The organism is Bradyrhizobium arachidis (assembly GCF_024758505.1).
In the GTDB taxonomy this organism is placed as follows: domain Bacteria; phylum Pseudomonadota; class Alphaproteobacteria; order Rhizobiales; family Xanthobacteraceae; genus Bradyrhizobium; species Bradyrhizobium manausense_C.
Genome location: NZ_CP077970.1, coordinates 5,899,889 through 5,922,411 on the forward strand (window position 1 = coordinate 5,899,889; position 22,523 = coordinate 5,922,411).

Consider the following 22,523-nt stretch of genomic DNA (forward strand, 5'->3'; position numbering starts at 1 on the left):
GGTAGATACCTCTTGTATTTGTTTTTGCCACGTGACATACCACTTGTCTAGAGGCGTTAAGAAATTTTTTAGGAGGCTCCTTGGCGACGGCCCAGTTCTTCCTCGGTGTGGACGGCGGCGCGACCCGTTGCCGCGCGAGACTGCGGGATTCGTCGGGCCGCGAGCTCGGGCGCGGCCTCGGGCCGGCTTCGAACATCTATCTCGATTTCGACGAGGCCATGCAGGTCGTCCGTGAAACGATCAAGTCCACGATCGCCGCGGGCGCGCCAAGGCAGGAGATCGCAGTCGGCCTCAGCCTTGCCGGGCTTTCGGACGACAAGGAAGCCGAGCGCGTCTCCAGCGCCCTGCCCGGCTTTGCGCGCATCGTCGCCGTCAATGATGCTGTCGCCGCCTGCGTAGGCGCCAATGGCCTCGGCGACGGCGGCCTGATCATCGCGGGCACGGGCTCGGCGGGTATCGCGCGCGTGGGAGCGCGAACGACCATCATCGGCGGACGCGGCTTCTGGCTCGGCGACGACGGATCTGCCGCACGCCTCGGCGAATCGGCGTTGCGCGCGACGCTGCGTGCGATCGATGGCCTCGAGCCGATGAGCGGACTTGCGCAAGCGCTCGGGCGCCATTTCGATGACGATCCATTGCGGATGAGCCGTTGGGCAGCGGACGCGAGGCCCAGTGACTACGGTGCCTTCGCACCCCAGATCCTGGACGTCGCCAGGTCCGGAGATGCGCGCGCGCGCGAAATTGTCGGCGAAGCAGCCAGCGCGATAGCGGCGCTCGCGAACGCGTTGAATGCGCTTGGCGCCCAGCGCATTGCGCTCGCCGGCGGCTTCGGTGAGCCCTTGCGCCCCTTTTTGCCGCCTGATGTGGCCAAGCGCCTCGCCGCGCCCCGGCGCGACGCGGTCGACGGCGCGATCCTGCTCGCTGGCGGAACGCTCGCGGAGGACGCGGCATGTCCATGACGGTCGAAACCGCGCCGGGCCAGAAGCTCTATCGTGCCGTGGTCGACGCGCTTCGGCGCGAGATTGAGACCGGACGCTTCGCAGAGACGCAATTGCTTCCGGCCGAGCGCGTATTGTGCGAGCTGCTCGACGTCTCGCGCACCACGCTGCGCAAGGCGATTGCCGATCTGATCGCCGAAGGCGTGCTGTTTCACCGCCACGGCGCCGGCACCTTTATCCATCGCGCGACGCCGCGCGTCGAGCAACCCTCCTCGCGCCTGACGAGTTTCACGGAAGACATGCGGTTGCGCGGATTGGAGGCGAGTTCGCGCGAGCTCGAGCGCGGCGTGTTCCTGCCGACACCGGAAGAGTCCATGATGCTTGGCGTACGGCCGAACGAACGTGTGTTCCGGCTCGGCCGCCTGCGCCTGGCCGACGGTTCGCCCATGGCGATCGAGCGCGCCGCCGTGCCTATACGCTTTCTTCCTGAACAAGATTCGGTCGGCGGCTCGCTTTACGAGGCGCTCTCCGCGCGAGGCTTCAAGCCCGCCCGGGGCTTGCAGCGCTTGCGTGCGACCCTCGTCGATCATGCGGATGCGGAACTGCTCGGCGTCGCACCGGACAGCCCGGCGCTCTATATCCAGCGCATCGCCTATCTTGCCGACGGATCCTGCGTCGAGTTCACGAAATCCTGGTACCGCGCCGACGCCTATGATTTCGTCTCTGAACTCACGCTGTCGCCACCGGCTCGAAAGGCGCACCGATGACGACCCACATGCTTCAGGAGATCGGCGAGGCAGGCGATGCGGTCGCGCGCCAGCTTAGCCAGAATGCGGAGCGGCTTGCTGAACTTGGGGCGCGTCTACGCCGCCTCGATCCGCCGCTCGTCGCGACAATCGCCCGCGGCTCGTCGGATTGCTGCGCGCTCTATCTGAAATACCTCGTCGAGATTGTTTCGGGGGTGCCCTGTGCCTCCATCGGCCCCTCCATCGCGACGCTTTATCGTACGCCGATGCGGCTCGAAGGCGGCGTTTCCGTCGCGATCTCGCAATCGGGACGCAGCCCCGACATCGTCGAAATGCAGCGGTCCGCACGACGCGGCGGTGCGCTGGCCGTCGCACTGGTCAACGACGTGGCCTCGCCGCTCGCGCAAGAGGCCGAACTGCTGCTGCCGTTGTGCGCAGGCACGGAATGTTCCGTCGCCGCGACCAAATCGATGGTTGCAGGTCTCGTCGCGGGCGCGAGCCTGGTCGCGGCCTGGCGCCAGGATCGGCAGCTCGCAGACGCCCTCTCCGGCCTGCCGGACGTCCTGCGCGGGCAAGCGGCGCCGCCGCCCGCGGCGATACTCGAGAGGCTCGCAAATGCCCGCAGCGCTTTCGTACTCGGTCGCGGCGCGACGCTTGCGATCGCCGCAGAGGCGGCTCTGAAGCTCAAGGAAACCTGCGCAATTCACGCCGAGGCCTATTCCGCGGCCGAGGTGCTGCATGGCCCGGCCGAACTTGTGGACTCCGGCTTTCCCGTCATCGCCTTCCTGCCGTCCGACGCAGCACGAGAGGGAATGCTGGCGACGCTCGCGGCACTGACCCAGGCCGGCGCGGCGGTGATCACGATCGAGGCGAGCGGCGCTGATGAGGCGGATCGTCTCGCGACGGCAAAAGTCGAGGCGACGCTGCTGGAGCCCATCGTCATGATCCACCGCTTCTACCGCCTTGCCGAAGCGCTTTCGCTCCGGCTCGGGCGCGATCCCGACTGCCCGCGCAACCTGCGCAAGGTGACGGAGACTGTTTGATGACCGTTCTGTCCGGTGCGCGGATTTTTGATGGCGAGCGTTTTCTCGACGACCACGCAGTTGTCGTCGAAGGCGGGCACATCGCGGCAGTCGTCCCTCACTCCGAGAGACCTCACGGCGCCGCGCGCGATCTCGGCGGCGGCCTGCTCGCGCCCGGCTATATCGATGTGCAGGTCAACGGTGGCGGGGGCGTTCTATTCAACGAGGACCCGACAGCCGAAGGCATCTCCCGCATCGCCGCTGCACATCGCCAACACGGCACCGTCGGACTGCTGCCGACGCTGGTGACCGACACACCGCAGCTGATGGCGGCGGCGATCGCCGCCGCGCGCGAAGCGCGGCACTCGACCCCGGCGACCCTCGGCATCCATCTGGAAGGGCCCTTTCTGGACCCGCTCCGCAAGGGCGCGCATGAGCTCCGATACATCCGTGACCTTGAGCCCGGCGACCTCGCGACCATCGCCAACGCGAATTGCGGGGCGGTCATACTGACGCTCGCGCCCAATCGGGTCCGCGCGGAGAGCATTGCCGAACTCGCGCGGCATGGCGTGCTCGTCTCGCTCGGTCACTCCGATGCAAGCTACGCGGAGGCATGCGCGGCTGTCAAAGCCGGCGCACGGGCGTTTACCCATCTCTTCAATGCCATGAGCGCGCCCGCCGGCCGCGAGCCAGGCATGGTCGGCGCGGCGCTCGATCTCACCGAGGCTTACGTTGGAATCATCGCGGATGGTCATCACGTGCACGAGGCGAACTTGCGTATCGCCTTCGCCGCCAAGCGACACGATCGTTTCATGCTGATTACGGATGCAATGCCACCGGCGGCCGGCGGGCCCGATCAGTTCGATCTACAGGGCCGCCGCGTGTCTCGTGCAGACGGCTGCCTGCGGCTCGAGGATGGAACGCTCGCAGGCTCGGTTCTAACCATGGACGAAGCCGTACGCTATGCTGTCAACGTCGTGCGACTCGATCTCACCGACGCCCTCGCGATGGCGTCGCGCGTTCCGGCGACGTTTCTCCGGCGCGACGCGGAACTTGGCCGTATCGCACCAGGCTATCTCGCGAGCCTTGTACATCTCGACGACGATTTGCGCGTGCTCGAAACCTGGATCGAGGGCCGGCCAACCGCCGACGGCTCCAAGCGCGACGAGCTGGCAGGCAACACCTGACTGAGGGACCGATCGAGCCATGTCCTCGCCCTCCATTTCGACCGCACAGAAGGTTCGCGTTCTCGTGGTTGGCCTCGGCACGATGGGAACCAGCCATGCCCGCGCCTACAGATCGGTCGAGGGATTTGAGCTCGTCGGCCTTTGCACCCCCCGCGCAGCCGATCGCGACGATCTCGAGGCCGAGTTTCCCGCTCTTCCGCGCTTCGAAAGCTTCGACGAGGCGCTCACCAGCCTGCGTCCCGATGCCGTCGCGATCTGCACCTACACGGAGCATCACGCCGCCATGGCCTTGCAGGCTTTCGCCGCAGGTGCGCATGTTTTCTGCGAAAAGCCGCTGGCCAACACGCTCGAGGCCGCGCGACAGGTCGTCGGCGCTGCACGTACGGCCGGAAAGGCGCTGCTGATCGGCTATATCCTGCGCGTGCATCCCGCATGGTCGCGCTTCGTCGAGATCGGCCGGACGCTCGGAAAGCCGCTCGTGATGCGCATGAATCTCAACCAGCAGTCTGCGGGCTCCTTCTGGGAGGTTCATAAGAAGCTCATGCGGTCGACTTCGCCGATCGTCGATTGCGGCGTCCATTACGTCGACATCATGTGCCAGGTGACGCGAGCGCGTCCCGTCGCGGTCCACGCGGTCGGGGCGCGGCTGACGAGCGAGATCGCGCCGGCCATGTACAATTACGGCCATCTTCACATCATGTTCGACGACGGATCCGTCGGCTGGTACGAGGTCGGCTGGGGTCCGATGATGAGCGAGACCGCTCATTTCGTGAAGGACATGATCGGCCCGAACGGCAGCGTGTCGATCATCGCGAAAGAGAGCACCGATGCGGGCGCGCGTTCTGCGGACCATGACACGCATACGCGGACCAACGCCCTTCGCATCCATCACGCGGCGCGCGACACCGAAGACCGCTTTGCGAAGCCAGATGAGTTGATCTCGACCACAGACGAACCCGGCCATCAGGAGCTCTGCGAGCGCGAGCAGCGGCTGTTTCTGAGTGCGATCCGTGGCGAGATCGACCTATCCAACGAGGACGCGATCAACTCACTCCGCATCGTCTTTGCCGCCGATGAGAGCGTTCGGAGCGGGGAAGTCGTCCGCCTGTAGACGATCGAATGCGTCTCGCCGCGCCCCCCGGAACGGACAGAGAAATACCCAGGCAACCCACATCACTGCGCGACAGGGAGCGTAGGCACACATGGGACATCTCAATACGAGCCGGCATGTAGCCCCGGCCTGCGCAAGGCAGCATCGAACGGGTTGATCTTCGCCGCCAGCGCCTCGGCCTCGCGCCTCAGCACCTGGACCACAGTCGGCAAACGCTCGGCATTCAGCCGCTCGACTGTGGTGCCGATGCTGATCGCGGCGAGCGGCCGCCGCTCGCGGTCAAGGATCGCAACGGCAACACCGGCCATACCCGGCAGGAGCCCCGTCCCGCGCGCGGCGCAGCCGCTTTCCTGCACCCGTTCGATTTCGTTGCGGAAGAACACCTCGTCAAACGGGCCAAAATTGAGGAGACGCGGCAGGTTGAAGCGGATCACCTCCTCACGTTCCGCCTCCGGCAGGTAAGCGAGGATTGCCATGCTACCCTGTCCGACCCCGAGGATCACTTTGCCCCCGATATCGCCCGTAAAGGAGCGGATCGGTACCGGTCCCTCACAGCGATCGAGGCAGACCGCATCATATCCGCTGCGTACCAGCAGGAACACCGTGTCGCCCAACGCCGCCGACAGCCGCAACAGCGCAGGGCGGCAAACCTCGCGCAGATTGCCAGGGTTCCCGGCGCGGGCGGCGAGCGAAAAGAACTCGATGCCGAGCCGATAATACTTGTTGCGCGCATCCTGTTCGACCAAGCCTTCATCGATCAGCATGCGCAGCAACCTGTGCGCCGAAGCCGGAGTCACGCCGGCCGCCTCGGCCGCATTCGTCAGCCGCATACCCTCGCCACCCCTCGCGGCCAGCGCACGCAGCAAGGCCACGGCGCGCGGCAGACTTCCAGAAGGCCCAACGCCGGAAACATCATCCATCTATTGAAAATACTCCCTGCACGGCGGCGCCTTCATTACACATATCGGAAAAATGGCACCTAGTGTTTGCGCATATTGGAATATGGCATTGACACGACGCGGAGCAAAGACCTGAATAGCAGGTGACGTCCTCGCTCCGGCAGTCCAGCCCCATGCGCGAACAGGTCTTGCGTGTCGAAGATCTCCGAGCCGAATTTCGCATTCGTGCGGAATGGTATCCGGCCGTCGACGGCGTCTCCTTCACGCTCGATCGCAACGAGACGCTCGCTCTGGTCGGCGAATCCGGCTGCGGAAAATCGGTCACCGCACTCTCCATCATGGGTCTCGTGCCAGAGCCGCAAGGTCGCGTATCGGCGGGCCGTATCCTCCTCGACGGAACCGATCTGAGAACGATCGATGAGACGAAGTTCGAAGCTCTGCGCGGCGACCGCATGACGATGATCTTCCAGGAGCCGATGACGAGCCTGAATCCAGTGATGAGCATCGGCTCGCAGGTTGCGGAGGCGCTGCGCGTCCATCGCGGGCTGTCACGAGCGGATGCGGAAGCGAAGGCGCAAGCCGTTCTTGAGGAAGTGAAAATTCCGTCCGCCAAGCACCGCTTCCACGATTATCCGCATCAATTCTCGGGCGGCATGCGCCAACGCGTGATGATCGCGATGGCGCTCGCGTGCGAACCGACGCTGCTGCTCGCCGACGAACCGACGACCGCCCTCGATGTGACCATCCAAGCGCAGGTTCTCGGGCTGCTGGCTGACCTGAAGGGCCGCCACGGCATGGCCATGCTGTTCATCACGCATAATCTCGGCGTCGTCGCTCAGATCGCCGATCGCGTTGCGGTGATGTATGCGGGCCAGATCGTCGAGGAATCGTCCGTGCAGGAGATCTTCGCAAGGCCCGCCCACCCCTATACGCGCGCGCTCTTCTCGGCGATTCCGCGCATGGATCGCGCGGCGCAGGTGCTCGCCGCCATTCCGGGCCGTGTGCCCCCCCTCAACGACATGCCGACGGGATGCCGCTTCGCCCCGCGCTGCCCGTTGCGCCGCCAAGGTTGCGAAGCCCCGCAGGTCCTGGCGGCCGCCGCCCCGCGACACCTCGCCCGCTGTCACATCGCTACCAACACTTTCGCCAAGGAGCTTGCCCGTGCTTGAAGCATCTGGCCGGGTCGTGATGATCTCCGGCGCCTCGCGCGGCATCGGCCGCGCCGTGGTGGAGCGCCTGGTCGCTGGCGGTTATCGCGTCTCCGCTGGTGTGCGCGATTCCCGCGGACTGGTCGGATCCGACCGGCTGATGCTGCATCGTTACGATGCGGAGTCATTGCCTTCGGCGGAAGCATGGGTTGCGGCGACGATCGATCGTTTCGGCCGGCTCGACGGCCTTATCAATGCTGCCGCAATCAATCCGGAAGCCAATCTCACCGATCCCGACGAGACGGCGCTCGACGCCATGATGCTGATCAACGTCAAGGCGCCGATGCGGCTCATTCGACTTGTGCTGCCGCACCTTGCCAAGAGCGGCGAAGGACGCGTGATCAACGTCGCCTCGATGTCGGGCAAGCGCGTCCGCAATCCCAATGCCGGTTATGCGATGAGCAAGTTTGCGCTCATCGCGCTCACCCATGCCGTGCGGCAATATGGCTGGGACCACGGCATCCGCGCGACTGCGATCTGCCCGAGTTTCGTCGCGACCGACATGACCGCGCATGTCACCAAATGGCCGCGCGAAAAGATGAGCGATCCGCACGACATCGCCGAACTGATCGCGACGGTCCTGCGACTGCCCAACACCGCGACCATCGCCGAACTGCTGGTCAATTGCCGGCTGGAGGACATGCTATGAGATTGCAACGCCTGGCGGAGACGGACCGGCCCGCCGTGTCATTCATGCTCGACGGTGCGCCCGTGGCTGCGCTCGAGGGAGACAGCCTTCTCACAGCCATTCTCGCGCAAGACGGCGGTTACCTGCGCGCGAGCGAATTCGGCGATGGCCTGCGGGCCGGCTTCTGCCTGATGGGGGCATGCCAGGATTGCTGGGTGAACGTCGAGGGGGGCGGCCGCGTGCGCGCCTGCACCACCCCGATAGCCGAGGGCATGCGCGTGTCGCGCAGGATCGCGCAGCCATGAGCATCGTCATCGTCGGCGCCGGTCCGGCCGGCACCCGCGCTGCAGAGGTTCTCGTCGGCGCCGGCGTGCAGCCAATCGTGATCGACGAAGCGCCGGACAATGGCGGTCGCATCTATCAACGCCAGCCAAACGGATTCCACCGCACCGCGCGCGCACTTTACGGCTTCGAGGCCAAGAAGGCGCGCGCCATACACGAGGCCTTCGATAAGCTGCGCACGTCGATCGACTTCCGCCCGCGAACGCTTGCATGGAACTTGCGGCCCGGCGTGATCGACACGATCTGCGACGGCAAGGCGAGCGCAATGCCGTTCGCGCAGACGATCCTTTGCACGGGGGCGATGGATCGGGTGATCCCGCTGCCGGGCTGGACACTGCCAGGGGTCTTCACGTTGGGCGGATCACAGATTTCCTTGAAGGCGCAGGGCTGCGCCATCGGTGCGCGTGTCGCCTTTCTCGGGACCGGTCCCCTGCTCTATCTCGTTGCGTATCAATATGCCCGCGCCGGCGCCCAAGTTGCGGTCGTGCTCGATACGACGCCCTTCGCCACCAAGGCGGCCCAAGCGTTCGGACTGATGCGTGGCGGCGCAACTTTCGCCAAAGGCCTTTATTACATCGCCTGGTTGCGCGCGCACGGCATCCCCATCTTCGAGGGCGTGACGCCGCTCGCGATCGGGGGCGACGGCCAGGTCGAATCGCTGAGCTGGCGTGATATGAACGGTAACATGCACGAGGTGACAGCCGATGCCGTCGCGGTCGGCTTTGGGCTGAAGCCGGAAGCACAGCTCGCTGATCTCGCCGGGGTACCGTTCGACTTCGATCCCGTGCAGCACAATTGGGTGCCGCGCAAGGATCGGAGCGGGCAAACATCCGTCGAAGGCGTGTTCCTTGCTGGCGACGGCAACGGCATTCGGGGGGCCGACCTTGCCGAGGCGGCTGGCGCGCGCGCGGCCTGGGCTGTGCTGGCGGCGCGCGGCCTGGCGGTTGACGCGCGTGCCGTGGCACACCTTGATGCAACGCTGGGAGCCGGCGCCACCTTCCGTGCCGCATTGGAGCGCGCATTTCCATTTCCAGCAAAGCTCGCCGCCGACATGGCCGACGATACGATCCTTTGCCGCTGCGAGGTGATCACCGCGGGCGAATTGCGCGCCGCCGCGAAGGAAGCTCTCGCGACGCTTCCGCCATCGGAGGTCAATCGCGCCAAGGCCCTGACCCGTGTCGGCATGGGACGTTGCCAGGGTCGCGTCTGCGGCGCAGCCGCAGCCGAGATACTGGCAACGACATTGTCCTGCCCGATCGAGCAGGTGGGTCGGCTGCGCGGGCAGCCGCCGGTCAAGCCGATCCCCATCCTTCCCGCGGAGGCCGCATGAGCGCGACAGCGACCGACGTATTGATCGTGGGCGGCGGCGGTGCCGGCTGCTCCACGGCCCTGCATCTCGCAAAACGCGGTGTGCGATGCATCCTGCTCGAGCGCGGCCAGATCGGCGGGCAAGCCAGCGGCGTCAACTACGGCGGCGTACGCCAACAGGGCCGACATCCGGCCGAGTTGCCGCTCGCCCGACGCTCCCGCGACATCTGGGCCAGGCTGCCGGAGCTCATCGGCACCGACTGCGAATTCGAGGTGACCGGACACCTGAAGCTGGCGCGCAACGAGGCCGAGGAAGCCGACCTCATCGCCTATCTCGACGTCGCCAAGGCCAACGGACTGCCGCTGATCATGATCGGCGGCAACGCCATCCATCAGCAATATCCGTGGCTCGGCCCTGACGTCGTGGCCGGCTCGTTCGCGCCCGACGATGGCGCCGCGAACCCGCGCCTTTTGAGCCCCGCTCTGGCGCGCGCCGCGCGCGATGCCGGCGCCGATATCCGCGAGTTCACGCCAGTCGGCAAGCTGGCCCATGACGGCACTCAGTTCATCGTGACATCGGGCGAGCAGGAATTTCGCGCCCGCTATCTCGTCAACACGGCCGGCTACTGGGGCAGCGCAGTCGCCAAGGCATTCGGCGAGCAGGTGCCGGTGTCGCCGCTCAATCCCAACATGCTCGTGACCGAGCCTTTGCCCTACTTCATCACGCCCAATCTGGGCGTCGTTGGCGGCGACGTCTACCTGCGTCAAATCCGACGCGGCAACGTGATCTTCGGCGGCGGCCGCGGGCACTCCGATCCGGATGTTCCGTCGTCACGGCCGTCGCCCGAGGCAAGTTATGTCGTCATGGCGAAGGCGCTGCAGCTCGTGCCGCAGCTCGCCGGCGTGCAGGTGATCCGCAGTTGGACGGGCATCGACGGAGAGACGCCGGACGATATTCCGGTCATCGGACTGAGCCGCACCACGCCCGGCCTGTTTCATGCTTTTGGATTCTCCGGTCACGGCTTCCAGCTCGGCCCGGCCGTCGGGGCCATCATGAGCGAGCTCGTCCTCGACGGACACACGGACGTCCCGCTCGAGCCGTTCCGCATCGATCGTTTTGCAGCGGATCAATCATTCAACCAGCAGGGACAGAGACATGACGCTTCGCATCACGCTTAGTGCGGCACTCACCGCCGCCACCCTCGTTACGATACCTGCTTCCGCAGCGCCAAAGACCGATCTGAAAGTCGGCATGGCCGCCCAGGATGTCGGCCAGCTCGATCCTCATCGCGCGGTCAGCACGATCGACCGCACCGTGGTGGCCTGGATATACAACGGCCTCGTGCGCTTCAAGCCGGGGACGATGGATCCCAAGCAGATCGAGCCGGATCTCGCGGAGAAATGGGAATCGAGTTCCGACAAGCTCGACTGGACGTTCCATCTGCGTCACGGCGTCAAGTTTCACGGCGACTTCGGCGAGCTGACCGCCGACGACGTCGTCTTCAGCCTGAAGAGGGCAAGTGACGCCAAGACGTCAGCCTTCTCCGCCGACTTCGCAGCGTTCAAGACCATCGAGGCAACGGATCCCTACACGGTCCACATCGTGCTGGCGCGGCAGGTGCCGAGCCTGCTCGGGCTGGTCACCAACTATTCGGGTGGCTACATCGTCAGCCGCAAGGCAGTTGAGAAGTATGGCGCGGACTTCACGCGCAACCCCGTCGGTACCGGGCCGTTCGCGTTTGTCTCCGACACCCCGAACCAGTCGCTCGAACTTGCAGCCTTCGGCGGCTATTTCAGAGGCAAGCCGAAGCTCGAGCACGTGAGCTATCGCTACATTCCCTCCGATTCCTCTCGCGACCTCGCTTTCCAGAACGGCGAAATCGATCTCATCTACGGCAAGCAGGATCAGGCCTGGATCAACCGCATCCGCGCATTGCCGAACTCGGTCGTCGACGTGTTCGAGCCCGGCGAGCTCGCCAATCTCAGTCTCAATATCACGGCGAAACCGCTCGACGACCTCCGCGTGCGGCAGGCGATCGCCTACGCCGTCAACCGGCCGGAGCTCGTGAAGTGGCAGGGCGCCGACACCGCGCGATCCGGCCAGAGCGTGATTCCGGCGGGCTATCTCGGATCGTCAAATGATGTCGGCCTCGTCGCCACTGACGTCGCCAAGGCCAAGGCGCTGCTCAAAGATGCCGGCTATCCCGACGGCGTGACGATCAAGATCATCCACACGCAGTTGCCGCAAATGCTGGGCAGCATGCAGGTCGTGCAGGCGCAGCTCCGCAAGGCGGGCATCAATCTCGATATCCAGGTCGTCGATCACGCTACCTTCCATCAGCAGATTCGCAAGGATCTGAGCCCGATCGTGTACTACGCGGCGGCGCGCTTTCCCGTGGCGGACATCTACCTGACCCAGTTCTTCCATTCGGCCAGCATCGTCGGAAAGCCGACGGCGGTCACCAATTTCAGCCACTGCGACGTGGCGGACAAGGAGATCGACGCCGCCAAGACCGAGACCGATACCGAGAAGCAGGTTGCGCTCTGGGTCGAGGCCCAGAAGAAGATCGTCGCGGCCGTCTGCGCCGTTCCGCTGGCCGAGGCCTTGCAGATCTGGGCGCACCGCACCGACCTCGACTACGGCTACGAGTTGAAGGCGTCGCTGTCGCTCGGTCCGCTCTTGACGGAAGCGACGCACTTCAAGTGAGGTCAGCGCGAGCAAACCAAGGGATCGTCCGGTGATTGGCTTCATCATCCGAAGATTGCTGGCGTCGATACCGACACTGCTCGCGGTATTGACGCTCGTCTTTCTGCTGGTGCGCGTGGTTCCGGGCGATCCCGCGATCGCCATCCTGGGCGATCGAGCGACCCCGGAAACGCTCTCGGCCCTGCGCGCCGAACTCGGCCTCGATCGCTGGATCGGTACGCAATATTTCGAGTTCCTCGGTCATGCCTTGCGCGGCGATCTCGGCACCAGCATGGTCACGCATCGTGCAGTCTGGACCGAAATTGCCGAAGCTTTGCCGCACACCATCGTGTTGACGCTGGCGGCCATGGCGATCGGATGCCTGGTCGGCATTCCAGCGGGCGTCTGGGCTGCCCTCCACCGCAATGGCACGATCGACGTCCTGACGCGGCTGCTGTCATTGCTCGGGTTGTCCTTCCCCGTCTTTGTCTCCGGCATTTTTCTGCTCATCGTCTTCGCGTTGCAGCTGCACCTTTTTCCGGTGATCGGCAATCCGCGCCCCGGCGACTGGATCGACGGCCTGCACAAGCTCGTCCTGCCCGCGATAACCCTTGGCATCGTGATGGCGGCTTATGTCGTCCGCGTGACGCGCAGCTCAATGCTTCAGGTACTCGGCGAGGATTACATCCGCACCGCGCGCGCAAAAGGCGTTCCACGGCGCAGCATCATCTGGCGCCACGGCTTGTCCAATGCCCTGATCCCCGTGGTCACCGTGGTGGGCCTCTATGTCGGCATCCTCATCGGCAATTCGGTGCTCACCGAGATCGTCTTCAACCGCCCTGGCCTGGGCAAGGTGATCGTCAGCGCGCTGACCCAGCGCGACTACACCATGTTGCAGGGCATGATGGTGATCTATTGTTTCCTGATCGTCGTCGTGAACCTGATCACCGACCTCAGCTATGGGCTCATCGATCCGAGGGTTAAGCAATGACCGATGTGGCCGTTTCCGCCCCACCTTCAACACGCCGTGCCGTGATCGGCCGGTTCTTGAGCGATCCCACGACACTGGCCGGCGTCATTCTCTGCGCGATCGTCGTAGCCGGCGCGCTGCTGGCGCCATGGCTTTCCCCACACGATCCCCTCGAACAGAACATACTCGATCGCCTGGCGGGACCCGGGTCCGACTATCTGCTCGGCACCGACCAATTCGGGCGTGACGTGCTGTCACGGCTGCTTTGGGGCGCCCGGGTATCCCTGCTGGTATCCTTTCTTTCTATCGCCAGTGCCGTCGTTATCGGTGGGGCGATCGGTATGATCAGCGGCTATATCGGCGGCCGCTTCGATCTCGTGACCATGCAGGTGATGGACGTCCTGCTGTCGTTTCCGAGCCTGATCCTCGGCATGATCATGGTGGCGCTGCTTGGGTCGAGTATCACAAATCTCGTCGTTGCCATTGCGCTCACGGCGATCGCCCCGTTCGCGCGCATCGCGCGCGCACCGGTCCTGGTGCTCAAGGAGCGCGCCTTCATCGAGGCCGGCCGCGCGCTCGGCTTCTCGCATCTGCGCATCCTGCTCGTGCATGTGCTGCCGAACATCGTCACCGACCTCCTGGTCATGGGCACGCTCTGGATGGCGACAGCGGTCCGCACCGAGGCCTCGCTTTCCTTCATCGGGCTCGGCGTCAAGCCGCCGACGCCGACCTGGGGCGGCATGATGCGGGACGGATTTGAGAACATCCTCGATTCGGCATGGCTGTGCATCTGGCCGGGCCTGGCTATTCTTGTCCTGGTTTTGGGACTGAACCTCGTCGGTGATGGCCTTTGTGATATCACCGATCCCAAGGCGACCCAATGACCACGTCCGAAGCTTTGCTCGAGGTTTGCGACCTCGCCAAGCATTTCACGGTGACCAAAGGCTTCCCGCGCCCGGTCACGACGACAGTCCGCGCCGTCGACGGCGTCAGCTTCGCGGTCACGCGCGGCGAGGCGTTCGGCCTGGTCGGCGAATCCGGCTGTGGCAAGTCGACCGCAGCGCGCGCCGTCCTGCGTCTGATTCCGCCGGACGCCGGCCGCGTGCGCTTTGCTGGCATCGACGTAACCGACGCACACGGATCCGCGCTGCAGGGGCTGCGTCGTCGCATGCAGATCGTATTCCAGGATCCCTATTCGTCGCTCAATCCGCGGCGCACGATCGGCCAGGCCTTGACAGAGCCGCTTGGCGTGCATGGTCTTGCCCACGGCCGTGCCGCGCGCGACCGCGCAGTCGCGTTGCTGGAGGAGGTCGGCCTGCCGCCGTCTGCCTACGACCGCCACCCGCACGAGTTTTCCGGCGGGCAGCGTCAACGCGTCGGAATCGCCCGTGCACTGTCTGTCGAACCCGAGCTCATCGTTGCCGACGAGCCGGTTTCCGCGCTCGACGTCTCCGTGCAGGCACAAGTGCTATTGCTGCTGAAAGATCTGCAGGCGCGGCGCGGCCTGACATTCGTATTCGTCAGTCACGATCTCGGTGTCATCAGGTGGTTCTGCTCGCGCGTCGCGGTCATGTATCTCGGACGTATCGTGGAGGACGGCCCGGTCTCACGCGTGTTCGGCGCACCGCGCCATCCCTATACGCGCATGCTGCGTGATGCGTCGCCCATCCCCGATCCGGGCATCCGGGGCCAACTGCCGCGCATCGTCGGCGAAATTCCTTCCGCCGCCAATCCACCGGCAGGTTGTCACTTTCATCCCCGTTGCCCCCGCGCATCGGAGGTGTGCCGCACTGTGTATCCGCAATGGCGGTCTGATGGTGATAGCGGTATCGCCTGTCACCATCCAGAGGACTGATCGGCGCGGTAACCGCGGCGCACCTTCACGAGGCAATCCTGTAGCCAGCCGGATTCCCGAGAGTTCCGTCAACCTGCCCTTGCCTTCACGTACCGGCCGGGTGCGGATTCGCCGGTTGGGTAGAGATTGCTACCGAGTTGGCTGCGCGCGGGCACCTGGTCTTCCGCCCATGGCTTGAGCCAATCGATCCAGTTATTCCACCAACTGCCGGGCTTCTCCTCAGCGCTCGCGAGCCATGTCGCCGGATCATCGCAGCGGTTGTCCGAAACCCAATAGCTCCGCTTGTTCTTCGATGCTGGATTGATCACGCCGGCAATGTGCCCACTCGCACCGAGCACAAAACGCGTCTCGCCCGCGAACAAGCCCGTCGTTCGATAGGCGGATCGCCATGGCACGATGTGATCCTCGACGGTTGCCAGAATATAGGCAGGCAAATCGACCCGTCCCAGATCGACTGGTGTGCCGCACATCGTCAATTTGCGGGGCTCCCGGAGATTGTTCTCCAGGTACATATTGCGGATGTACCAGCAATACATCGGACCGGGGAGATTGGTCACATCCGCATTCCAGAACAGAAGATCGAAGCGCTCGGGCGATTTTCCCTTCAGATAATTGTTGATCACATTCGGCCATATTAGCTCTTTCGAACGCAGGGTCTGGAAGACGAATCCCAACTCGGAGCCCCGGTAGATACCGCCATGGCCGATCGTCTGTTCGCGCTGTCGCACGCTCTCTTCATCCACGAACACGCCGAGATCGCCGGGCTCTCGGAAATCGAGCATCGTCGTCAGCAGGGTCACACTGGCGACCGACTCGTCGCCTCGCGTCCGCAGGATCGCCAGCGCCGACGACAGGATGGTTCCTCCGACACACCATCCCACGACATTGACTTTGTCGGCGCCTGATATCGACTGAGCGATCTCAATGGCGCGCATCGCACCTTGCTCGACGTAGTCGTCCCAGCCAAAATGCCCGCACGAGGCATCCGGATTGCGCCAGGACACCATGAAGACCGTCAGGCCGTGCTCGACCGCGAACCGGACGAAGGAATTGGCCGGCTGGAGATCAAGGATGTAGAACTTGTTGATGCAGGGCGGAACGACCAGCAGAGGCCGCGCAGCCACCTGCTCCGTCGCCGGCTCATATTGAATGAGCTGAAACAGGTCGTTTTCGAACACGACCGCGCCGCTGGAGGTTGCGACGTCCTTTCCGACCTCGAATGCGTTCTCGTCCGTGATCGTCAAATTGCCCTTGCCCAGATCCGCGATCAGATTGTCGAAACCGGCCTTGAGGCTCTGACCTTCAGTGTCGGTCGCAAGCTTGATGACATCGGGGTTCGTGGTCATAAAATTGGTCGGGCTCATCGCCTCGACGAGCTGGCGCGTGAAAAAGCGCAGGCGGTGCTTTTCCTTCTCGTCCAGATCCAGGGCTTCCACGAAGTCGGTGCAATAGCGCGAGTTCAACAGATAGGACTGCTTCAGCAGGCTGTAGAGCGAGTTATCCCGCCATTCCGTGGCATTGAACCTGCGGTCGCCGCGCGCGGGCTCGAGACCTCCCTCGCTCTGCACGCCTGCCGCTGATTTGATGACGTGCTCGGTCAGCTGGTACAGACGCATCAGATGCTCGGCCTGTAGTTCAGCGATACGCGCCGACGAGCTGAGCGCCGAACTCTCCTTCGCGCCATCGCGATCGCCATCCGCCGGCCATCCCAGCGACCGCCACAGGCTCGCGCCCGCCTTCATGAAACCGTCGACAAACTCGTCCGGCATGTTGAATGGCCGATTCATCAGATATCCCTCACTCAGCAAAATAGGATGATGGGTCGCGTTTCCAGGTCCGGGCCGCTTCTATCTGGCGCCCTTCGCTCTCATACCCGGCCGGCTGCACCGCGCCGCCCGGAACGTCACAAACGTCCGCTTGCCTTCGTCAAGTTCCGGAGCGGACGAGCGAACCTTCACGGATCCCGTCAACGTTCACGGCAAGGCGCTTTATCTTATCGTACAGCGTCTGCTTTGGGACGCCCAACAGCGCCGCGGTTGCCTGGACGTCGCCTTGCTTGCGCCGCAGCGCGTCCGCGATGATCGATCGCTCGATATTTTCAAGTTGCCGGGGCAACGACATGTCCGACGTACCAAATCCAGACTTGTTGATCGCCTTGCCGTCGAGAACGCCCAGCACGAAACGATCAGCGACGTTGCGGAGCTCGCGCACGTTTCCCGGCCAGGAGTAAGCCAGCAGGGCCGACATCGTCTGATCGTCCAGTATCGGCGCATCGCGCTCGAAACGTCTCGCGGCGTCCAGCGTGAAGTGCTCGAACAGGAGGGGAATGTCCTCACGTCGCTCTCGAAGTGGCGGCAGTTCTATGAATGCGACGCCGAGGCGATAATAGAGATCGGCGCGAAACAGCTTCTTTTCGCTCAGCTCGAACAAATTGGTTTTGCTCGCCGCTACGACGCGGCAATCCACTGAGATCGGCTTGTTGGTTCCGACGCGCTCGATGGACCGATCCTGCAGCGATCGCAGCAACTTCACCTGGACGCTCAGCGGCATGCTCTCGATTTCGTCCAGGAACAGCGTTCCGCCATTGGCATACTCGATCTTTCCGATCCGCTGGCGGGTTGCACCGGTGAATGCACCGACCTCGTGACCGAACAACTCGCTCTCGACCAGCGACTCCGGCAGGCCGCCACAGTTCACCGCGACATAATTGCCGGCGCGACGACCGCTATGATTGTGGAGGCAGCGCGCGACGACGTCCTTGCCGGTTCCGGTCTCGCCATAGATCGTGACGTCGACATTGGTTGCGGCCAACGTGGACACGAGCCGACGCACCTCCTGGATCTGCGGCGATCGGCCGAGCAGGCTCGCCTCGATTCCCTGGCGGTCCGCCAAGGCCGACCGCAGCGAGCGGACTTCCAGTGTGAGGCGCCTCTTCTCGGCGGCTCTGCGCACCACCGAGATCAGCTGTTCCGAAGAGCACGGCTTCTCGATGAAATCGTACGCACCGTTGCGCATCGCCTGCACAGCCATGGAGATATCGCCATGCCCGGTGATGAGGATCACCGGCAGATCCTGATCCAACCTGCGCAGGTCGGCCTGCCATTCAAGGCCGCTCTTGCCGCGCAGGCGCACGTCACAAACCACAACGAAGGGCATGTCCGAGCGCACGGACACGTTGGCAGTCTCGACGGAAGCAAATCCCGAGACCGAAAAACCTGCAAGCTCGAGAGCCTGAACGCCGCCGATGCGGACATCCTCGTCGTCCTCGACATAGATCACGCCAATTGATTGGTCATCGCCCATGCAAAGCCGCCTCTGTCATCTCAGCCAACGGAAGGATTACGACAAATTCGGCGCCATCAGGCAGATTGCGCGCACGCAATTCGCCGCCAAAGGAACGCGCAATGTGGTTGGACAGCATCAAGCCGAGGCCGAGCCCCTTGCCCGCAGGCTTGGTCGTCACAAATGGCTCGAACATGCGCTGCAGAACATCGGACGCGATCGCCGGACCGCTGTTGCTGATGGCGATGCGGCAGCGGGCCGCCTGTCCCTGCTCCCTGGTCGCCCGGATCAGGATCGATTTTCGCTCGACGCTCTCCACGGCATCCAGCGCATTCGCCACGATGTTGCACAGCAGCTGCTCAAGCCGCGTCTGATCGGCAACGACGCAGAGCTTCGCGTCAATGTCCGTCGCGACGGCGACCCCGCCTTCCTTGACTCGCCCGGAAAGTATTTTGAGCGATTCAGCCGCGGCCTGCTCAACGGAAACCGCGCCGAGCGGGCTGCTCGACTTGTATGCGAACACCCGCAACTGGCCGGTCAAGCGTCCGAGCCGCCGCACCAGCTCGCCAATTCGGGTGAGATTTCCACGGGCATCGCCGATTGATCCGCGGTCGACCAGCAAAACTGCATTGTCGGCGGCGGTCTGCAAGGCCGCCAGCGGCTGGTTCAGTTCGTGCACGATGCCCGCCGACATCTGGCCGAGCGCGGCCAGCTTGCCGGCATGAACGAGCTCATCCTGCGCAGCGCGCAATTCGGCGGTACGCTCCTGCACCCTGGTTTCGAGCATGTCGTTCGCCGCCTGCAACGCGGCTTGGCTCGCCAACCGCTGCTTGATCTCTCTACGGCGTTGCTCGACAAGACCAAGCGCCAACAGCGCGACGAGGGCAGCGAGTCCCGATATGACCCCGATGACGAGCGCGGTCTCCCGCGTGGGCGCCTCGTCGTCGAGAAGCACGAGTTTCCACAGACCGCGGTTGATTGGAAGCTCGCTGACGGTATAGGCGGTGCCGTTCTCCGCGGTGATCCGTGCAGTGCCGTTGTCGGACCGGGCGACGAAGGTCCATCCGAGCGGCGCGAGATCGTGGTTTCCGTAGGGTTTGGATCGCGCAATGTCATCGCGTGTTTGAACCGACAGCGGCGCCATCGGGCGATAGCGCCACTCGTCACGGGAGGCGAGTATTGTCACCTTGCGCTCGTCGACCAGTAGAATGTCGTTGTCGGTGTTGCGCCACGCCCGCTCGAACGAATCCAGATTGACCTTGACGGTCGCGATCCCCTTCGTCGTCCCGCTGTCCTTCAGGGCGTAGGACAGATAATAACCGGCACGCGCGGTGGTGATACCGACACCGAAGAATGCGCCGCGACCGTTCGCTAGCGCTTCGCTCACATAGGGACGATACGACAGGTTTTCGCCGAAGGGTGTCCCGGGCTGGTCGAAATCAGCCGCGGCCAGCGTCGCGCCGGTGACCCCGAGGACATAGAGGTTGTCGGCCCCCGCCAGCAGGTTGATCGATTTCAGATACAGGCTGACGGCTTGTTGCAGTGCGGGATCGCTGGGCGCCTCGAGCAGCCGAAACACCCCGGGTGACGTCTCCAGGAGAGACGGAAGATATTCAAATCTCGAAAGATGGCCGTCGAGCCTGGCGGCCTCGACGGCCAACCGCTGCTGGGCCGCAGCGTGCAAATGGTCCAGTCCCCGGCGGAACGTGACCGCATATCCGAGCCACGCTGCCGCCGCGACCAACGCAAGGGCAAATGCGCCGCGAATGAACCAACGCGTGGACGCAGGCGCCACCGAACCGACCTTGGCAGGCTCCTTGACGTTCACCAGGGATGAAAGCTCCGTCATCTTGTGAACCAGCACAAACCCGGGAGCGCCGGCAATCGCGGCAGGCCACTCACGCATAGTCTAACTCTATGGTCTTGCCCCGGAATACGCGATAGGAAAATCCGGTGTAGGCGATGATGACGGGCAGCGTGATGCAAACCCCGATCAATATGACTCGGAGCGACTCCGGACTGCTGGCGGCCTGCCAGACCGTGAGCCGGTCGATCACGACATAGGGGTAGATGCTGTAGCTGAGACCCAGGAAACTCAGGAAGAACACGAGAACCAGTAATGCGAAGGGCAGCCAGCACAGCGCGCCGCGCACGGCCGGCGCCCCCAGCAAAAGGCGGACCGTCAGCAGCGCAACGCTGGTCGTGATCGGGATCGAGGCCACCGCGATCATCGCCGGCAGGGTAAACCACCTGAGGCGGACCGTCTCGCTGATCCACGGCGTTGCCATCGAGATCAGGATCAGGCCCAGGACCATGGGTGCCCAGGCGATCTTGCTCCACTCGATCGCCTTCTCCTGCAGCTCGCCATGCGTCTTCATCACGAGCCATGTCGCGCCGAGCAGCGCATAGGCCATCGGCAGCGCAATCGCGATAGCGCCGGCGAAGATCGGATAATTCCAACCCTCGCCAAAACCGCTGATATAGCGACCGAGCATCCAGCCCTGGCATACGGACGCCAGCATCGATCCGGCAATGAACATGCGATCCCACATCGCCTTCCGGTCGGCCTTCGCCTTCACCCGGAAATCAAAGGCAGCCCCGCGCAGGATCAGGCCGACCAGCATGAGGGCGGTCGGCAAGTACAATTCCGACAGGACCAGTCCATGCGCCTTGGGGAAGGCGACGAGGAGAAGGCCGACGCCGAGCACGAGCCAGGTCTCATTCGCGTCCCAGAAGGGGCCGATCGAGGCGACCATGGTATCCCGCTCGTCAGGCGTCGCCCGATGCATCAGCATGCCGACCCCGAGATCGTAGCCGTCGCTCACGACATAGACGAGGAGAGATACGCCCATCAGCCCGATGAAGATCAGCGGCAAAAGCTCGTCGAAGGACATCAACATCATGCGAACTCTCCGCGGCTCTGATAGCGAAGCGGGTCCTGTGCAAGATCCTCCGACGTGACGGCCGCCGAGCTCTTTTCCGGCTTCTCCGACATGTATTTCAGCACGCCGACATAGGCCACCAGCAAGCCCACATAGAGGGTCACGTAGATTGCCAGGGTCAGGGCGATACTCGCCGATGGAACGCGCGAAGCGACCTCGCTTGTTCGGATAAGGCCGGAAACGATGAACGGTTGCCGTCCGATCTCCGTGACGTACCATCCCGCGATGGTTGCAACCCATCCGGCAAAGGTCATTCCCGCGAACAGTTTGAGCAATGGTCGCGGCATAAGGGAAAACTCCCAACCGTCGCGCCAATGCCTCCAGAGGCCGACCCAGCTGACGAGCAACATCAGAATGCCCGTTCCCACCATGATCCGGAACGACCAGAACAGCGGCAGCACCGGCGGATGCGCCGATGGGAACTCGTTCAGCCCCTTGAGTTCCCCGTCAGGATCGTGGCGGAGGATCAGGCTCGCGAGTTTCGGCACCGGCAGTTCGAAACGGTTCGACCGGGTCGCATCGTCGGGAATCGCGAACAGGAGCAGCGGCGCGCCACGCGTCGTCTCCCAGATGCCTTCAACCGCCGCGATCTTCTGCGGCTGATGCTTGAGCGTATTGAGCCCGTGGAAATCACCGGCCACCATCTGGGCGGGCGCGGCCAGGGCCGCGAACACGAGCCCGGTTCGCAAGACCCGCGAGGCGCTCGTCGTCGCGACGCCTTTCAGGAGCTGCCAGGCGCTGATCCCGATCAGCAGGAAGGCGCAGGTCAGTGCGGACGCCAGCACCATGTGGACCAGACGATATGGGAAGGACGGATTGAAGATGATCGCGAGCCAGCTCCGCGCGTGGAACTGACCATTGACGATTTCGTATCCCGCCGGCGTCTGCATCCATGAGTTGAGCGCTAGGATCCAGAATGCGCTCATCAGCGTTCCCAGGGCGACGAGGACGGTCGCTCCCAGGTGAACTATCTCGCCGACGCGGCGATGGCCGAACAGCATCACGCCGAGAAAGCCCGCTTCCAGAAAGAACGCGGTCAGCACTTCATAACCGAGCAGAGGGCCGGCGATGTTGCCCACACGCTCCATATAGCCCGGCCAGTTGGTGCCGAACTGGAAGCTCATGGTGACGCCGCTGACCACCCCGAGCGCGAACGTCAGGGCGAACACCTTGGTCCACAGCCGATAGGCGCGGAGCCAATCGAGTTTCTGCTGCGGATCGGTCGCGCGCAGGTACTTCAGCCGGAAGAACAAAAGCAACCAGCCCAGCGCAATCGAGATCGATGGAAAAAGGATGTGGAACGTGATGTTGGCGGCGAACTGCATGCGCGCAAGGAACACGGCGTCCATCAACATTCCTCCGGGTTCACGCAGCACCTCCAGCGTGAATCAAATGCGCA

Annotated in this window: 20 protein-coding genes; 14 read left to right on the forward strand and 6 right to left on the reverse strand. The window is 63.9% G+C overall.

Annotation, left to right across the window (positions count from 1 at the left end; translation table 11 throughout):
• The first annotated feature begins 80 nt into the window (after positions 1-80).
• From KUF59_RS27455 to KUF59_RS27475, 5 genes are read left to right on the forward strand one after another with little or no spacing between them, the layout of a single operon-like run.
• The gene (locus tag KUF59_RS27455; protein WP_212459218.1) at positions 81-959 is read left to right on the forward strand and encodes a glucosamine kinase nucleotide-binding domain-containing protein; all 879 of its coding nucleotides are present in this window, start codon (positions 81-83) and stop codon (positions 957-959) included.
• Positions 950-1,705: a GntR family transcriptional regulator gene (locus KUF59_RS27460; protein ID WP_249140404.1), complete on the forward strand. Its 756-nt coding sequence runs from the start codon at positions 950-952 to the stop codon at positions 1,703-1,705. The genes KUF59_RS27455 and KUF59_RS27460 overlap by 10 nt, the downstream gene beginning before the upstream one ends.
• Positions 1,702-2,727 carry an SIS domain-containing protein gene (locus tag KUF59_RS27465; protein WP_212459219.1) on the forward strand — a complete coding sequence of 342 codons (1,026 nt, stop codon included), beginning with the start codon at positions 1,702-1,704 and terminating at the stop codon, positions 2,725-2,727. Before KUF59_RS27460 ends, KUF59_RS27465 begins: the two co-directional genes overlap by 4 nt.
• Positions 2,727-3,893 (forward strand): N-acetylglucosamine-6-phosphate deacetylase, encoded by a 1,167-nt coding sequence (gene nagA, locus KUF59_RS27470; RefSeq protein WP_212459220.1) that lies wholly within the window; start codon positions 2,727-2,729, stop codon positions 3,891-3,893. The genes KUF59_RS27465 and nagA overlap by 1 nt, the downstream gene beginning before the upstream one ends.
• Before the next feature lie 19 nt (positions 3,894-3,912).
• A complete protein-coding gene (locus KUF59_RS27475; RefSeq protein WP_258767240.1) occupies positions 3,913-5,004 on the forward strand; it encodes a Gfo/Idh/MocA family protein in 1,092 nt (363 codons plus the stop codon).
• A gap of 101 nt (positions 5,005-5,105) precedes the next feature.
• On the opposite strand, the gene KUF59_RS27480 is transcribed toward KUF59_RS27475, so the two are convergent.
• Entirely contained in the window at positions 5,106-5,924 is an 819-nt protein-coding gene (locus tag KUF59_RS27480) for an IclR family transcriptional regulator (protein WP_212459222.1), read from the reverse strand.
• A gap of 152 nt (positions 5,925-6,076) precedes the next feature.
• On the opposite strand from KUF59_RS27480, the gene KUF59_RS27485 reads away from it, so the two are divergent.
• The 9 genes from KUF59_RS27485 to KUF59_RS27525 are packed head-to-tail and all read left to right on the forward strand — an operon-like array spanning position 6,077 to position 14,900.
• Positions 6,077-7,072, forward strand: coding sequence for an ABC transporter ATP-binding protein (locus tag KUF59_RS27485; RefSeq protein WP_212459223.1), 996 nt, complete (start codon positions 6,077-6,079; stop codon positions 7,070-7,072).
• A complete protein-coding gene (locus KUF59_RS27490; RefSeq protein ID WP_212459224.1) occupies positions 7,065-7,760 on the forward strand; it encodes an SDR family NAD(P)-dependent oxidoreductase in 696 nt (231 codons plus the stop codon). Before KUF59_RS27485 ends, KUF59_RS27490 begins: the two co-directional genes overlap by 8 nt.
• Entirely contained in the window at positions 7,757-8,044 is a 288-nt protein-coding gene (locus KUF59_RS27495; RefSeq protein ID WP_212459225.1) for a (2Fe-2S)-binding protein, read from the forward strand. Before KUF59_RS27490 ends, KUF59_RS27495 begins: the two co-directional genes overlap by 4 nt.
• A complete protein-coding gene (locus tag KUF59_RS27500; RefSeq protein ID WP_212459226.1) occupies positions 8,041-9,411 on the forward strand; it encodes an FAD/NAD(P)-dependent oxidoreductase in 1,371 nt (456 codons plus the stop codon). Before KUF59_RS27495 ends, KUF59_RS27500 begins: the two co-directional genes overlap by 4 nt.
• Positions 9,408-10,568: an NAD(P)/FAD-dependent oxidoreductase gene (locus KUF59_RS27505; RefSeq protein WP_212459227.1), complete on the forward strand. Its 1,161-nt coding sequence runs from the start codon at positions 9,408-9,410 to the stop codon at positions 10,566-10,568. The genes KUF59_RS27500 and KUF59_RS27505 overlap by 4 nt, the downstream gene beginning before the upstream one ends.
• Positions 10,546-12,096 carry an ABC transporter substrate-binding protein gene (locus KUF59_RS27510; RefSeq protein ID WP_212459228.1) on the forward strand — a complete coding sequence of 517 codons (1,551 nt, stop codon included), beginning with the start codon at positions 10,546-10,548 and terminating at the stop codon, positions 12,094-12,096. The genes KUF59_RS27505 and KUF59_RS27510 overlap by 23 nt, the downstream gene beginning before the upstream one ends.
• A 31-nt stretch (positions 12,097-12,127) precedes the next feature.
• Positions 12,128-13,066: an ABC transporter permease gene (locus KUF59_RS27515; protein WP_212459229.1), complete on the forward strand. Its 939-nt coding sequence runs from the start codon at positions 12,128-12,130 to the stop codon at positions 13,064-13,066.
• A complete protein-coding gene (locus KUF59_RS27520) occupies positions 13,063-13,929 on the forward strand; it encodes an ABC transporter permease (RefSeq protein WP_212459230.1) in 867 nt (288 codons plus the stop codon). Before KUF59_RS27515 ends, KUF59_RS27520 begins: the two co-directional genes overlap by 4 nt.
• Positions 13,930-13,979: 50 nt before the next feature.
• Complete coding sequence (locus tag KUF59_RS27525) at positions 13,980-14,900, forward strand: ABC transporter ATP-binding protein (RefSeq protein ID WP_258767241.1); 921 nt, start codon at positions 13,980-13,982, stop codon at positions 14,898-14,900.
• 68 nt (positions 14,901-14,968) lie between these two features.
• On the opposite strand, the gene phaC is transcribed toward KUF59_RS27525, so the two are convergent.
• From phaC to KUF59_RS27550, 5 genes are all read right to left on the reverse strand, one after another.
• Complete coding sequence (phaC, locus tag KUF59_RS27530; RefSeq protein WP_212459232.1) at positions 14,969-16,687, reverse strand: class I poly(R)-hydroxyalkanoic acid synthase; 1,719 nt, start codon at positions 16,685-16,687, stop codon at positions 14,969-14,971.
• Between the two features lie 139 nt (positions 16,688-16,826).
• A complete protein-coding gene (locus KUF59_RS27535) occupies positions 16,827-18,203 on the reverse strand; it encodes a sigma-54-dependent transcriptional regulator (protein ID WP_212459233.1) in 1,377 nt (458 codons plus the stop codon).
• The gene (locus tag KUF59_RS27540; RefSeq protein ID WP_212459234.1) at positions 18,193-20,088 is read right to left on the reverse strand and encodes a sensor histidine kinase; all 1,896 of its coding nucleotides are present in this window, start codon (positions 20,086-20,088) and stop codon (positions 18,193-18,195) included. Before KUF59_RS27540 ends, KUF59_RS27535 begins: the two co-directional genes overlap by 11 nt.
• Positions 20,081-21,085 carry a cytochrome d ubiquinol oxidase subunit II gene (locus tag KUF59_RS27545; RefSeq protein ID WP_212459235.1) on the reverse strand — a complete coding sequence of 335 codons (1,005 nt, stop codon included), beginning with the start codon at positions 21,083-21,085 and terminating at the stop codon, positions 20,081-20,083. The genes KUF59_RS27540 and KUF59_RS27545 overlap by 8 nt, the downstream gene beginning before the upstream one ends.
• Positions 21,082-22,473: a cytochrome ubiquinol oxidase subunit I gene (locus KUF59_RS27550; protein WP_249140405.1), complete on the reverse strand. Its 1,392-nt coding sequence runs from the start codon at positions 22,471-22,473 to the stop codon at positions 21,082-21,084. The genes KUF59_RS27545 and KUF59_RS27550 overlap by 4 nt, the downstream gene beginning before the upstream one ends.
• Positions 22,474-22,523 lie beyond the last annotated feature (50 nt).

Excerpts from the sequence above, each read along its gene's own strand:
- phaC (WP_212459232.1), bottom strand. The coding sequence starts at position 16,687 with ATGAATCGGCCATTCAACATGCCGGACGAGTTTGTCGACGGTTTCATG.
- KUF59_RS27550 (WP_249140405.1), bottom strand. The coding sequence starts at position 22,473 with ATGGACGCCGTGTTCCTTGCGCGCATGCAGTTCGCCGCCAACATCACG.
- KUF59_RS27480 (WP_212459222.1), bottom strand. The coding sequence starts at position 5,924 with ATGGATGATGTTTCCGGCGTTGGGCCTTCTGGAAGTCTGCCGCGCGCC.
- KUF59_RS27460 (WP_249140404.1), top strand. The coding sequence starts at position 950 with ATGTCCATGACGGTCGAAACCGCGCCGGGCCAGAAGCTCTATCGTGCC.
- KUF59_RS27465 (WP_212459219.1), top strand. The coding sequence starts at position 1,702 with ATGACGACCCACATGCTTCAGGAGATCGGCGAGGCAGGCGATGCGGTC.
- KUF59_RS27510 (WP_212459228.1), top strand. The coding sequence starts at position 10,546 with ATGACGCTTCGCATCACGCTTAGTGCGGCACTCACCGCCGCCACCCTC.
- KUF59_RS27505 (WP_212459227.1), top strand. The coding sequence starts at position 9,408 with ATGAGCGCGACAGCGACCGACGTATTGATCGTGGGCGGCGGCGGTGCC.
- KUF59_RS27485 (WP_212459223.1), top strand. The coding sequence starts at position 6,077 with ATGCGCGAACAGGTCTTGCGTGTCGAAGATCTCCGAGCCGAATTTCGC.
- KUF59_RS27495 (WP_212459225.1), top strand. The coding sequence starts at position 7,757 with ATGAGATTGCAACGCCTGGCGGAGACGGACCGGCCCGCCGTGTCATTC.
- nagA (WP_212459220.1), top strand. The coding sequence starts at position 2,727 with ATGACCGTTCTGTCCGGTGCGCGGATTTTTGATGGCGAGCGTTTTCTC.
- KUF59_RS27535 (WP_212459233.1), bottom strand. The coding sequence starts at position 18,203 with ATGGGCGATGACCAATCAATTGGCGTGATCTATGTCGAGGACGACGAG.
- KUF59_RS27545 (WP_212459235.1), bottom strand. The coding sequence starts at position 21,085 with ATGATGTTGATGTCCTTCGACGAGCTTTTGCCGCTGATCTTCATCGGG.
- KUF59_RS27520 (WP_212459230.1), top strand. The coding sequence starts at position 13,063 with ATGACCGATGTGGCCGTTTCCGCCCCACCTTCAACACGCCGTGCCGTG.
- KUF59_RS27475 (WP_258767240.1), top strand. The coding sequence starts at position 3,913 with ATGTCCTCGCCCTCCATTTCGACCGCACAGAAGGTTCGCGTTCTCGTG.
- KUF59_RS27500 (WP_212459226.1), top strand. The coding sequence starts at position 8,041 with ATGAGCATCGTCATCGTCGGCGCCGGTCCGGCCGGCACCCGCGCTGCA.
- KUF59_RS27540 (WP_212459234.1), bottom strand. The coding sequence starts at position 20,088 with ATGCGTGAGTGGCCTGCCGCGATTGCCGGCGCTCCCGGGTTTGTGCTG.